Source organism: Daejeonella sp. AP26, assembly GCF_056680515.1.
Genome location: NZ_CM155286.1, coordinates 2,040,048 through 2,052,677 on the forward strand (window position 1 = coordinate 2,040,048; position 12,630 = coordinate 2,052,677).

The 12,630-nt window shown below is 41.6% G+C and carries 12 protein-coding genes; 8 read left to right on the plus strand and 4 right to left on the minus strand.

Annotation, left to right across the window (positions count from 1 at the left end):
* Positions 1–36 precede the first annotated feature (36 nt).
* The 5 genes from AC1MCB_RS08790 (at position 37) to AC1MCB_RS08810 (ending at position 4,959) form a co-directional block, all read left to right on the plus strand.
* Complete coding sequence (locus AC1MCB_RS08790; RefSeq protein WP_479968376.1) at positions 37–495, plus strand: YciI family protein; 459 nt, start codon at positions 37–39, stop codon at positions 493–495.
* A gap of 110 nt (positions 496–605) precedes the next feature.
* Complete coding sequence (locus AC1MCB_RS08795; RefSeq protein ID WP_479968377.1) at positions 606–3,146, plus strand: cation-translocating P-type ATPase; 2,541 nt, start codon at positions 606–608, stop codon at positions 3,144–3,146.
* Positions 3,147–3,217: 71 nt separating this feature from the next.
* On the plus strand, positions 3,218–4,075 hold the full coding sequence (locus AC1MCB_RS08800) for a bifunctional helix-turn-helix domain-containing protein/methylated-DNA--[protein]-cysteine S-methyltransferase (protein ID WP_479968378.1): 858 nt from the start codon (positions 3,218–3,220) through the stop codon (positions 4,073–4,075).
* A 160-nt stretch (positions 4,076–4,235) separates the two neighbouring features.
* Entirely contained in the window at positions 4,236–4,355 is a 120-nt protein-coding gene (locus tag AC1MCB_RS08805) for a hypothetical protein (RefSeq protein WP_479968724.1), read from the plus strand.
* Positions 4,342–4,959 carry an alpha-ketoglutarate-dependent dioxygenase AlkB family protein gene (locus AC1MCB_RS08810; RefSeq protein ID WP_479968379.1) on the plus strand — a complete coding sequence of 206 codons (618 nt, stop codon included), beginning with the start codon at positions 4,342–4,344 and terminating at the stop codon, positions 4,957–4,959. Before AC1MCB_RS08805 ends, AC1MCB_RS08810 begins: the two co-directional genes overlap by 14 nt.
* A gap of 34 nt (positions 4,960–4,993) precedes the next feature.
* Here AC1MCB_RS08810 and AC1MCB_RS08815 read toward each other — a convergent pair whose 3' ends face one another.
* Positions 4,994–5,761, minus strand: coding sequence for a TIGR03915 family putative DNA repair protein (locus tag AC1MCB_RS08815; protein WP_479968380.1), 768 nt, complete (start codon positions 5,759–5,761; stop codon positions 4,994–4,996).
* Positions 5,761–7,014 carry a putative DNA modification/repair radical SAM protein gene (locus AC1MCB_RS08820; protein ID WP_479968381.1) on the minus strand — a complete coding sequence of 418 codons (1,254 nt, stop codon included), beginning with the start codon at positions 7,012–7,014 and terminating at the stop codon, positions 5,761–5,763. The genes AC1MCB_RS08815 and AC1MCB_RS08820 overlap by 1 nt, the downstream gene beginning before the upstream one ends.
* Positions 7,015–7,612: 598 nt before the next feature.
* On the opposite strand from AC1MCB_RS08820, the gene AC1MCB_RS08825 reads away from it, so the two are divergent.
* Positions 7,613–9,034: a S8 family peptidase gene (locus AC1MCB_RS08825; RefSeq protein WP_479968382.1), complete on the plus strand. Its 1,422-nt coding sequence runs from the start codon at positions 7,613–7,615 to the stop codon at positions 9,032–9,034.
* Positions 9,035–9,202: 168 nt separating this feature from the next.
* Positions 9,203–10,201, plus strand: a complete 999-nt coding sequence (locus AC1MCB_RS08830; RefSeq protein ID WP_479968383.1) for an alpha/beta fold hydrolase — start codon at positions 9,203–9,205, stop codon at positions 10,199–10,201.
* Positions 10,202–10,230: 29 nt separating this feature from the next.
* Here AC1MCB_RS08830 and AC1MCB_RS08835 read toward each other — a convergent pair whose 3' ends face one another.
* Positions 10,231–10,509, minus strand: coding sequence for a tetratricopeptide repeat protein (locus AC1MCB_RS08835; RefSeq protein WP_479968384.1), 279 nt, complete (start codon positions 10,507–10,509; stop codon positions 10,231–10,233).
* Between the two features lie 195 nt (positions 10,510–10,704).
* Positions 10,705–11,070 (minus strand): hypothetical protein, encoded by a 366-nt coding sequence (locus tag AC1MCB_RS08840; RefSeq protein WP_479968385.1) that lies wholly within the window; start codon positions 11,068–11,070, stop codon positions 10,705–10,707.
* A gap of 271 nt (positions 11,071–11,341) precedes the next feature.
* Between AC1MCB_RS08840 and AC1MCB_RS08845 the strand changes: the two genes are divergently transcribed.
* A complete protein-coding gene (locus tag AC1MCB_RS08845; RefSeq protein ID WP_479968386.1) occupies positions 11,342–12,592 on the plus strand; it encodes a CHRD domain-containing protein in 1,251 nt (416 codons plus the stop codon).
* Positions 12,593–12,630 lie beyond the last annotated feature (38 nt).

A 12,630-nucleotide genomic window follows, 5' to 3' on the forward strand; every position in this document is an offset into this window, starting at 1 on the left:
TGTAATTTTGATAAGAGAAAATAAACAGAAATCAAAATGAGAAAAATCATAGCTCTTGCGCTCTTATTAGTATTTAATATTAGCGTTTACGCCCAGACAGAAAACCCCAAATACGATAAAGCCTTAGCGGATTCATTGGGTAGCGACGATTACGGGATGAAACCTTATGTTCTTGTACTCTTAAAAACAGGCATCAACAAAAGCACTGATAAAGTTGTAATAGACAGCCTGTTTAAGGGTCACATGGCGAATATCAACCGCCTGGTTGGTGCAGGTCTATTAACAGTTGCAGGGCCTTTACAGAAAAATGAAAAGTCATACCGCGGGATTTTCATTTTAAATGTTAAAACCATTGAGGAAGCAAATAAGTTGCTGCTCACAGACCCCGCTGTCAGCGAAAAATTATTAGAACCTGAATTATACATCTGGTACGGTTCGGCTGCCTTACCACTATATTTAAAAAGCCACGAAATGGTAGAAAAGAAGAAGTTCTAACCTGTTATAGCAGGCCATTAATTCTACAGTGCTACCAGAATTTCTTTCATAATTATTATCTTACGGAATACCCCGTATAAATCTTTTGATCTAGAATAGAGCGATTCACAATGCCTGCTAATAATTTTAACATCAACGGATTAACAGACGAGCAGGTAATATCATCCCGGAAAAAACACGGCAGTAATCGATTGATTTATAAAAAGGAAAATCGGTTTATTGAGGCTATCAAAACCCTTGCTCAGGAACCTATGGTCCTTCTGTTGCTTGTGGCATCTACAACATATTTCATAATAGGAGATGCTGGTGATGGCATTTTTCTCGCTTCAGCCATTATCATTGTCTCTGCCATTTCTTTGTACCAGGATTCAAGAAGCCGTAAAGCTTTAGAGAAATTAAAAGACTTCTCGCAAACCCAATCTACAGTGATTAGAAATGGTGAAGTTGTGGAGCTCCCCGGCGAAGACCTGGTTATTGGAGATAGCCTGATGATCGAAGAGGGCACTTCAATTTCTGCTGATGGTATTATCGCTCATTCGAATGACTTTTCTGTTAACGAGTCTATCCTTACCGGCGAGTCTTTACCCGTTTACAAAGACAGGGATAAGGAAGATAATTTCGTTTATCGGGGTAGTACCGTCTCAAGCGGGTTAGCGATCGCGACCGTGACTGCTATTGGCAACCAAACTAAACTGGGCAAGATTGGTAAAAGCCTTGAAAATATAAAAACCGAAAAGACACCTCTGGAAATACAAATTGGGAATTTTGTAAAAAAGATGGTGATCGCTGGAGCTGCGGTATTCCTGATCGTCTGGGGTATAAATTATTTTAAATCCTACGACATTTTAGACAGCCTGCTTAAGGCTCTCACTCTGGCAATGAGTATTCTTCCTGAAGAAATTCCTGTAGCATTTACCACTTTTATGGCTCTGGGCGCCTGGCGGTTGATGAAACTAGGTATTGTTGTAAAACAGATGAAAACTGTCGAAACTCTCGGCAGTGCCACGGTGATCTGTACCGATAAAACCGGTACCATCACTGAAAACCAGATGAGTCTGGCCAAAGTCTATTCCTTGCGATCAAAAAGTATATCCACCCTGGAAGAGAATCTGACTGATGGTGAACGGGAACTGATCCGGCTTGCTATGTGGGCCAGTGAACCAATTCCATTTGACGCCATGGAAGTTGCTTTGCATAAAGCTTACTCGCAAATCACTACGCATGACGAAAGACCACTCTTTAAAATGATCCACGAATATCCATTGGGAGGCAAACCCCCAATGATGACACATTTATTTGAAGACGTCTCTGGAAATAGAATAATAGCCGCCAAAGGTGCGCCGGAAGCCTTAATGAATATTTCAACTCTCAAGGCGATTGAAAGAAAACAAATAGAAGATGCTCTCCAGATAATGGCGACTGATGGCTACCGGGTATTAGGGGTAGCTACAGCCTCTTTTACCGGCACAAACTTCCCTTCCAGCCAACAGGAATTCAGCTTTTCCTTTAAGGGACTTGTTGCTTTTTATGATCCTCCCAAAAAGAACATTCAAAATGTACTTGAAGTCTTTTATTCCGCTGGCATTGCGGTAAAAATGGTGACCGGGGACAATGCAGCCACAACCGCGGCGATTGCCAAACAAATTGGGTTTAAAGGATATCAACAATGTATAAGCGGTGACGAGCTTATGCAATTGGATGATGCTGAACTTCGGGAGAAAGTAGAAATAACGAATGTTTTCACCCGAATGTTTCCCGAAGCTAAATTAAAGATCATAAATGCCCTTAAAGCCAATAATCAAATCGTAGCGATGACAGGAGATGGTGTTAATGACGGGCCGGCTTTAAAAGCTGCACATATAGGAGTGGCTATGGGTAAAAAGGGAACTGAGATCGCTAAACACGCAGCTTCCCTAATATTACTAGAAGATGATCTGTCAAAAATGGTGGAAGCAATAGCTATGGGCAGAAGGATATATTACAACTTAAAAAAGGCAATTCAATATATTATTTCTATTCATATTCCCATTATCTTAACGGTATTTATTCCCCTCGCCCTCGGCTGGATCTATCCGAACATCTTCTCTCCCACTCACGTTATTTTCCTTGAGCTGATCATGGGGCCTACCTGCTCGATTATTTATGAGAATGAGCCTATCGAAAGAAATACAATGATTCAGAAACCCCGGCCTTTTACTAACACCTTTTTTAATTGGAGAGAAATAACCATCAGCATCATCCAGGGATTGATGATCACTGCCGGTACACTTACTGTTTATCAATATTCTGTCCAGCAGGGCTTTAATGAATCAATTACCCGCACAATGGTATTCAGTGTTCTAATAGCCGCTAATATATTTCTTACCCTTGTAAACCGGTCCTTTTATTACTCGATTATAACCACCATAAAATATAAAAATGATCTGGTACCGGTAATTATTGCTGTCACAATTTTAATTTCCGCACTATTGCTTTTTGTGAAACCGCTGGCACAATTCTTCGAATTTGAGCCCCTAGGTTTGTCGCAGGTTGGCCTATGTATTTCCGTAGGGTTTTTATCTGTAATCTGGTATGAAGTAGCGAAATGGTTGAAGAGAAGGCGGGATGTAGTAATACCGGCTGATTCGCATATATTTAAATCGATTGTCTAAAACTCCGCAATTTTCGGGTATACTGATTAACCTATCATCCTTACATTTACCTTGATTAACAGTATCAGGATATGAAAATTCAGGAAAGGATAGACTTCAACAGAATTACCGCAGCAATACAATACATCCAAAGTAATTTTAGAAATCAACCCGGATTAGACGAAGTAGCTGAAAAAGTGAACTTAAGTTCCTTTCACTTTCAACGACTTTTTACCCGGTGGGCAGGTACAAGTCCAAAGAAATTTCTGCAGTACATAACTGTTGAATATGCAAAAAAGCTTCTCATTGACAACAAGGCATCGCTATTTGACACTGCTAACGAAACCGGGCTCTCAGGTACGGGCAGATTGCATGACCTGTTTGTCAACATTGAAGGAATGACACCGGGGGAATACAAAAATGGTGGAGAAAATCTTGCCATTGGCTTCAGCTTTGACCAAAGTCCTTTCGGAGACTTGATCGTCGGGTCTACATCTAAAGGAATTTGTCATATAGCGTTTGTGCAGGACGAAACAGAGGCCCTTGCAAGTTTAAAGGCTAAGTTCCCGAATGCTTCTTATGAAAAAATGCTGGGCACAAACCAGCAGAAGGCTCTGGATGTTTTCAAGCAAGACTGGAATCAACTGAATCAGATTAAACTTCATCTTAAAGGATCAGATTTTCAGCTAAAGGTCTGGGAAGCTTTATTGAAGATTCCAGTGGGGAGACTTACTACTTACGGTGACATTTCAAAGCATATTAAAAGTCCGGGAGCCTCACGCGCTGTAGGTTCAGCAATCGGAGCTAATCCTGTTGCGTTTTTAATCCCCTGTCACCGCGTTATTCAATCGTCGGGTGTGGTTGGGGGCTACCATTGGGGAAGCGCCCGCAAAACGGCGATGATTGGCTGGGAGGCAGCACAAGTAAATGCTGAGGAAGCCTTGATATAACTACTTTAACAGTAACCAGAATACCAGCACTAAAATGATCAGCCGTCAGGAAGTAAGCGATGATGAAATTCGCCAGCTAATAAGGCGAATGACAGTTCGCGTGGGCGGTAATAAACGTCTTAAAATTTATGGTTCCTTAGATTGTAAGTCAGGCAAACGAATGAAAAAAGCAACAAGGGTATTCTTTGTTTCTGAACAGGAGGCCATAGAACAGGGATATCGTCCCTGTGGAAATTGTATGAACCACCAATATCAAATCTGGAAAAATGAATCTCTTTAGCAATACGTCAGGCGAAAACATCAACATTTTGCCATCGGACGGAACTGTCAATTATCATGGCACAGTGCTAACTGCTGTACACGCAAACAGCTATTTCGACATCCTACTAAGTTCGATTAGCTGGAAACATGATGAGGCGGTTATAATGGGGAAGCACTTTATCACCAAACGCAAGGTCGCCTGGTATGGGGACAACAATTATGCTTACACTTATTCAAATACCACCAAAGAAGCATTGCCATGGACAAAAGAACTGATCGAATTGAAAACCCTCATCGAACAGAAGACAAAAACAACCTTCAATTCATGTTTATTGAATCTTTACCACAACGGTGACGAAGGTATGGCCTGGCATAGCGACAGCGAAAAGTCGTTAGGGAAGAATTCTACCATTGCGTCGATCAGTTTGGGTGCTGAACGTAAGTTTGCTTTTAAACACAAAACCAGCAAGCAGGTAATTTCATTGATATTAGAACATGGCAGTCTTCTGGTCATGAAAGATACAACACAGAGTCACTGGCTTCACCGGCTTCCTCCTACTAAAAAAGTTAACCGGCCACGTATTAACCTGACTTTCCGAACGATGATTGAACAATTCGGATAATTTACACTTCTGCTTAAAGTGACCTTCTTACAAATCAGCCCAGATCCTTTTCAGTCAAGTGCTTCCAGTATCGCTTAGGCACATTCTGTAAATGTAGCTTGTCGTTTTTCCGTTCCTTGATATTAACGTGTTTAAAGTAATCCTTCCAGAGCGTTTGATATAAGGCTTCATCCTGATGAAATAATATATCCTCTTTCGATCCCACATAAACATCCTCTGCGCAGCTTAAAGTCACTTCATCAACCTTTTCAAGATCATAATAGATGCCGTAATTACGCTTTAGGTCGTAAATAAGCCAACGCTGGTCGGCATATCTGCGTCTGAAGTGACTGGAAATCAAAGGCAAAACGTTATAATCCGGTTCAATGCCAGCGTAATACAAATCGTCTTTAAATAGTTGAAACCGCACAAATGCTTCCATCCTGTGCTTTTCCCGATGAACCATTTTATCAACCTGGCTTACCTTTAAAACGTTGGCATCGCCGTAGGCCCGTTCGGGTGACTCAGACTTCTCAAAAACCAGGCGCACATAAGCGAAAAGGACATTTTCTATACCCGGCAATTCAGACAGGAATGCAGAGTAAAGCGATCTTGAAGCTTTCGCTGAAAGTTTCTTTGACAAGCCTGACCATACCCTACCGGCTTTAAGATCATTTGTCACAACATAATACGGCATGGCGAATGCGTCGGGCAAAAAACGGTTTACAGTTGTAATACTCGCATCGCTATTACCCCGCTCATAAACTTCGAAGATAGCGGTCAGAAATCCTGCCCAGGTACTATCATAGAGGTAAATTTTCATTAAAATAAGCTTAGCTGCTGCACACTATTCTTTAAATACTTACTACTGGATCCGGCAAGAATGAATTGCTTGATCTTGGTACTACTCAAATCACGTCGCTCAAATTCCCGGCTGTTGCACGTAATGAAGTACCGTGCTCTGTTTAAGGCCACCCCAATTTTCTTTAAATGATCCCAGGAAAACTTCTGAAATTTGCGTCCTTCAACTATTTTATGTGCTGACTGCATCCCAATACCGGGCACACGCAAAATTTGGTGAATATTTGCCATATTGATGTCCACAGGAAAGCAATTAAGGTTGCGCAAGGCCCAGCTAAGCTTTGGATCAATGTCCAGATCTAAATGGGGATTGGCATCGTTGAGCAATTCGGTAACATTAAAACCGTAAAACCTCATCAGCCAGTCAGTCTGATACAACCGGTTTTCGCGAACCATCGGAACGGCACTTCCTAGGCCTGGCAACCGGTTATCGTTACTTACAGGTACATATCCCGAATAGTATACCCGCTTCAGATTGAAGCCGGAATATAAACGTGAGGCAGTGTACATAATCTGCTTATCGGTTTCCTGGGCCGCCCCAATAATCATCTGGCTGCTTTGTCCGGCCGGAGTAAACAAGGGTGTTTTCTTAAAAAGTCTCTTCTCTTCCTTTTTTAGAATGATTTCATTCTTGAGATATGTCATGGGTTGGAACATGTCCTTCCGGTTCTTCTCCGGTGCCAACAATTTCAAGCCGCTTTCTGTCGGAATCTCTATGTTGATACTCAGACGGTCAGCATAAAGGCCAGCCTCATGCATTAGCTCGTCACTTGCTCCTGGTATGGATTTCAAATGAATGTAGCCATTGAAATTATGTTCTGTTCTCAGCTTCCGGGCTACCCTAACCAAACGTTCCATGGTATAGTCAGCATCCTTAAATATCCCGGAGCTCAAAAACAGCCCTTCAATATAATTACGGCGGTAAAAATTAATCGTTAAATCAACTACTTCCTGTACTGTAAACGAAACCCGTTTAATATCGTTGCTTTTACGGGTAACGCAGTATGCACAATCATATATGCAAACGTTGGTAAAGAGGATCTTTAATAATGATACACAACGCCCGTCTTCGGTGTAAGTATGACAAATCCCATTGCTTGTATCACCTAATCCCTGGTTTTTGTTTTTACGGTTGCTCCCGCTTGACGAGCAGGACACATCGTATTTGGCCGCGTCCGCCAATATTTGTAATTTCTCTCGAATTCTTTCTGACATTAAAACAAAAATACTAATAATATTAGCAATCACACGCAAGTATTTATGGTAAATAAAAGTTCAATCCAAATGTTGAAGAGTCAAGCTTGCAACTAGCATTGCAAATCATTAAAGCTGGAATAAGCGTTTATTCTTCTGCCTAAACAAAGAAGTGCCTGTACACCAAAATCAGTTTCCCAAATATAGGTAAGCGCAATAGCTGATCTTTCCGACAATTACAAAAACCGGTTTTAGATTACTTTCTTTTTCAAACGCAGTTGGGATGGATAGCAACACTTTAATAAGAAATATAAGTTTATTAATCAAATGTGTTATTTTCTCTCACTTATATTATACAGTTTGCTGCCTTCAGTACACAATATCCCTTAAAAATTTGATTTGGGGCAAGTATGTTCTAAATTCATTAATATTAAGACATCTGCTCTACCCTTTTTTAAGAGGCCTAATCCTGTTCTAACTCAGAACACTAAATTATCAGCTATCGCTTTATAGCCCGGGATTTAAAATATAAATCTTTGAGTTTATCAAGATCCGTTTTCCGCACCAAAAATGATACTGCCAAAAATTTAAATGGAACTTCACTTTAAAATCACCCAAGATGAAAAAAAATCTATCAATTCCACTCGCATTACTCCTATTCGCCATGGTCATTGTAACCAGTTGCCAGAAAGAACAAACAGCCTATCAAGAGGGCGAAAATAGTGTAGCCAGCTCTCCTGAACGCCTGCAGGCTTCAGGTCTGGCACAAACGAACGGACGTATAGGAATTAATGTTTTACTTAATACAGCGGTCACTGACGCGCGATTAAATGATTTGAGGAAATATGGCAGTATTCTCGAAATATTCCCTGAAATTAATGCCTTAACTATGAGAATAGCAAGTAATAACCTAACCCCAATTAGAAACCTGGCGTATGTTAGTCATGCTAATCCTGATGCCGAACGAAATGGCTCTCCGGTGGATCCGATTGCAATTACTGACTTTTCCGGGGGTCTGAGCACATGGAACCTGGATGCTGTAAACGTTACTGAACCAGGTAAAGGAAGGACAGAAACTCATAATGGAACGGGGGTATACATCGGTGTTTTGGATACAGGCCTACCGGATTCCTGGAGGCAATACTTTCCACAAGAAAGAATTGCTACGCAATATGCAAAGTCTTTCGGTGGCGGTGGCGGGGAAGTGGGTAATGTATCTGAACAACCCAACAAGTGGGAACATGACCAAAACTCCCATGGTGGACACGTGACAAGCACTATTATTGGATTTCAACTTGGTGCTAACTATTTCAATGGCGTAGCTCCCAAATCGACTATCATCCCGGTAAAAGTATTAAACCAAAACGGAAGTGGATGGTCATCAGTGGTTGCTCAAGGAATTTTATATATCGCTAACTTGAAAAGCGGCACCTTAAGAAACTCTCCTGTTGTGATCAATATGAGTTTAGGCGGGCCGGCGTTAGATGCACTTGAGAAAGCTGCTATCGACTATGCCATAAGGCAGGGTGTAATTATAGTGGCTTCCGCAGGCAATTCGGGTGAACAGGGAATGGGATACCCTGGTGCTTACGCACCTGTAATAAGTGTGGCCGCCGCTGGCTTGGTTGCAGAGTTATCAACCCCTGATTGGTGGTATGCTAACAATGTCTCCGATCCAACTAATCTGAATGATTTTTATATCGCCTTATTTTCCAGCAGACAGTTGGCGGGACAAGATCTTGATGTTGTGGCCCCGGGTAGGCGGGTCGTTGGACCTTACCAGGTAAATAGTGGACAGTTATCTTACTTCTTTCTTTCAGGTACCTCTATGGCCAGTCCGCATGTAGCAGGAATTGTCGCTTTAATGGCCCAAAAAAAATCAAGCCTAACAGCAACGGAGGCTGAAACTACTTTAGAAGCAGCCGCAATTCCTATGGGGGCTGGAAGCCGTTTAGTAAACGGGGTTACAATAGCCTGGGGAACTAATGCAACCGGGAGTGGACTGATTACGGCAGATGCTGCATTGGCTGCTATTAATTAGCTTTGTGAACGTGCAGGGAAACAATCTATTCAGGGAATTATTTCAATTAAATTAAAGAACTAAAGACATGCCGGCAGTTTTTCTGCCGGCTTTTTAATTCCTCGACTCTCCCGTTTCTCATTTATCTTTGCTCTTTGCTCTTTATTTATTCTCCACTGAAACACAACTATGCGATTATTAATCCCGGTGCTGCTATTCCTCATAATTGAAACCCCCGCAATTGCGCAAATTGACAAAAGTAAACCCCTTGGCCTAAACCTCGAAACGGTTCAATACCCATATCTCGTAGAGTACATAAGTCTCAAGGTTCAGGGTGAATTATTAAAGATGGCTTACATGGATGTGAAGCCCCAGAATGCAAACGGAAAAACCATTTTGCTACTTCATGGAAAGAATTTCAATGGTGCATATTTTGAGCAAACCGCCAAAGACCTTTCCGACAACGGCTACCGCGTTATTATCCCTGATCAGATCGGTTTCGGTAAATCTTCCAAACCGCATAACATACAGTATACCTTCCAGCTGCTTGCCCAAAATACAAAGGCTATTCTTAACACACTAAAAATACAGAGAGTAAGCATGCTTGGCCATTCAATGGGCGGAATGCTCGCTACGCGCTTCACACTAATGTATCCACAGACCGTAGAAAAGCTGATACTCGAAAACCCTATTGGTCTTGAAGACTGGAAATTGCATGTTCCTTATCAAAGTGTCGACGACTGGTATCAGGCGGAACTTGCTCAAACTTATGATAAGATCAAGAATTACCAGCTTAATTTTTATTACGATAATAAGTGGAAACCGGAATATGATAAATGGATGAGCATGCTGGCAGGCTGGACCAACGATATTGATTATCCCCTGATTGCCTGGAATTCAGCGTTAACCTATGATATGGTTTTTACTCAACCTGTTCTCTATGAGTTCGACAAGGTCAATGCGCCCACCCTGCTAATCATTGGTCAGCGTGACCGCACTGCACTCGGTAAAAATAAGGCATCAAAAGAAATCCAGAATTTGCTTGGAAACTATCCCAAACTTGGAAAATTAACCGCAGCAAAAATTAAGAACTCTGAACTTGTTGAACTCGATAATGTGGGCCATCTGCCACATATCGAATCCTACCCCGAGTTTATTGGCCCTTTGCTTAAGTTTTTGAAGAAATAAACAATTAATATGTACCAGTAGATCGCAGGCTATTTTAACTTAAGCTTTGCAAGCGCCGTTATTCCGTTTTCGTTTTTCGGATTCAATTCCACAGAGCGCTGATAATTCTTAATAGCAAGGTCCTTTTGTCCAGCTATCGCGTATGCCTCGCCGAGGCTGTCATATGTATTCCACGCACCAGGATGAAGCTTTACATTCATCTGGAATACTTCGATCGCCTCTGTTACCATATTATGTTCTAAAAATCGATAACCTACAGTGTTGAAATTATCTTCAACAGCGACCGGTGTGAACTCATAGCTATCCATATTCACAGTGATCTGAGAGAAGATCTTCCAGTCTCCCGCTTTCTTTTCCAGCCCCCGGTACTCGTGTGATACGTATTTAATGGCAGTATCGTCGACACCTTTTAATACCTGATCATATTCAACCCATGCAATATTCTCGTCCTTTTTTATCAGGTAATTAGTGTTACTAAGTGTTATGGCGTCTGGTTTTCGTTTTTAAAATTCAGTCAATGCATCGGGGCCGAAATTTTCCCAACCTGTTGTTATCGAATAATTATAGGTAGAAATAAACGTGCGGGTAATACTGGCATCATGTAACCAGGTAGCCTGCCAGGCATTACCATCAGCCTTCACATAAGCTTCTGTTTCAGCTTTAATTACCTTCTTTATTTTATCCGTTTCATCGTTTTGAGCCAGACATATCGCCGGCAACAGGAGCGCCCAAGAACATAGTGTCAATGATAAAATATAACGCCTCAGTGTCCCGGGTCCTTGAGCAAGAGTATCCGCACTTTTTTGATAAATGCCAGGGGTGTCAGAAATTATTTCTTCCCCACAGTTCAAATTGATTCTCTTTTCCATAATGCTATTTTGATGGCATCATCGCCTTTACTTTAAGTTACGGCAATTATTTCAGTTAACCAATGCACATATTATTCATAAAAGCGATGATCAAATGTGCATAGTATGCACAATTTCAACTTGTTATGACAATTAGTAATTCGAAATAATTAAATTTAATAAGCCAAAAAACATCCTGATTCCAGCCACTTTCTTAGCTTTCAATTCCCGGCAATTCAATCCCGAAATTTCAGTTACCAGCTAACGTTTCTATTAAATTAAATGGGACAAAATGAAAACTTTCAACAGGATTATGGGTACGATAGTCATGGCTATTGTTCTCCTATTAGCGTGTTCAAAAGAAAATGACACACTCATCACTCCATCTGCCGAAGATGAGATCATCAGCAAAACAGGCCTGCTCTTAGAGGGCAGTCAGGAAGTCCCGGCAAAAAATACGAAAGCCTGTGGCACGCTTGACGTTTCTTACAACAAAACAACTAAAATATTAAATTATACCGTCACTTGGACTGCTTTAACGGATAACCCGATAGGTGCACATATCCACGGAGAGGCACCGCGTGGTATAAACGCAGGCATCAAACATGATTTCTCAGCACTTATTCCTAAAACGAAATCAGGCACTTTCACAAATACCGTATTGGTTGACGAGGTGGCAATTAAAGAGAAAGATCTGCTCAGTGGCCTTTACTATGTGAATATTCATACACCACTTAATCCTGGCGGCGAGATCAGGGGACAGATCGAATTCACCAAGCATGAAGTGATCAAAAAGAAGGGCTTACTCCTGGAAGGCTCACAGGAAGTACCGCCTAAAAACATTAAAGCTTGCGGAACCCTGGATGTTTCTTACGATAAAACCTCAAAAATCTTAACATACAATATTACCTGGACAAATTTATCCGGCAATATAGTAGGCTCTCACATTCATGGAGAAGCTCCACGAGGCGTCAATGCAGGCATCAGGCACGACTTCACAGCGCTTATACCGAAAACAACATCTGGAGCTTTTACAAACTGGGTACTCGTGGATGAAGTTGCGATAAAAGAAGCGGAGCTCCTAAATGGGCTTTATTATTTAAATCTTCACACACCTTTAAATCCCGGTGGCGAGATCAGGGGACAAATTGAATTCAAAAAACCCGAGATCATCACTAAAAAAGGCTTAAAACTGGAAGGTGCACAAGAAGTGCCGGTTAAGAATACAGGTGCAAGCGGAACTATGGATATTTCCTACAACAAAACTTCCAAAGTGCTTACATACACCGTTACCTGGAAAGACCTTAGCGGCAATCCAGTCGGATCGCATATCCACGGTGAAGCCGCACGCGGTGTGAATGCAGGAATTAAGCACGACTTTACTGCGTTGCTTCCTAAAACCGTCGCCGGGACGTTTACAAATTCAGTGACGGTTGATGAGGTTGCTATTAAAGAGGCGGACTTATTGAATGGCCTGTACTATGTCAACATCCATACGCCGGCTAATCCCGGTGGTGAGATCAGGGGGCAGATCGAATTTTAAATGAGCGTACTCGTATAAACGAGAAATACCGGTTCAAC

Coding starts and splice junctions, on each gene's coding strand:
- AC1MCB_RS08795 (WP_479968377.1), top strand. CDS start 606: ATGCCTGCTAATAATTTTAACATCAACGGATTAACAGACGAGCAGGTA.
- AC1MCB_RS08820 (WP_479968381.1), bottom strand. CDS start 7,014: ATGTCAGAAAGAATTCGAGAGAAATTACAAATATTGGCGGACGCGGCC.
- AC1MCB_RS08815 (WP_479968380.1), bottom strand. CDS start 5,761: ATGAAAATTTACCTCTATGATAGTACCTGGGCAGGATTTCTGACCGCT.
- AC1MCB_RS08790 (WP_479968376.1), top strand. CDS start 37: ATGAGAAAAATCATAGCTCTTGCGCTCTTATTAGTATTTAATATTAGC.
- AC1MCB_RS08805 (WP_479968724.1), top strand. CDS start 4,236: ATGAAAAAAGCAACAAGGGTATTCTTTGTTTCTGAACAGGAGGCCATA.
- AC1MCB_RS08840 (WP_479968385.1), bottom strand. CDS start 11,070: ATGGAAAAGAGAATCAATTTGAACTGTGGGGAAGAAATAATTTCTGAC.
- AC1MCB_RS08825 (WP_479968382.1), top strand. CDS start 7,613: ATGAAAAAAAATCTATCAATTCCACTCGCATTACTCCTATTCGCCATG.
- AC1MCB_RS08835 (WP_479968384.1), bottom strand. CDS start 10,509: ATGGATAGCTATGAGTTCACACCGGTCGCTGTTGAAGATAATTTCAAC.
- AC1MCB_RS08800 (WP_479968378.1), top strand. CDS start 3,218: ATGAAAATTCAGGAAAGGATAGACTTCAACAGAATTACCGCAGCAATA.
- AC1MCB_RS08810 (WP_479968379.1), top strand. CDS start 4,342: ATGAATCTCTTTAGCAATACGTCAGGCGAAAACATCAACATTTTGCCA.
- AC1MCB_RS08830 (WP_479968383.1), top strand. CDS start 9,203: ATGCGATTATTAATCCCGGTGCTGCTATTCCTCATAATTGAAACCCCC.
- AC1MCB_RS08845 (WP_479968386.1), top strand. CDS start 11,342: ATGAAAACTTTCAACAGGATTATGGGTACGATAGTCATGGCTATTGTT.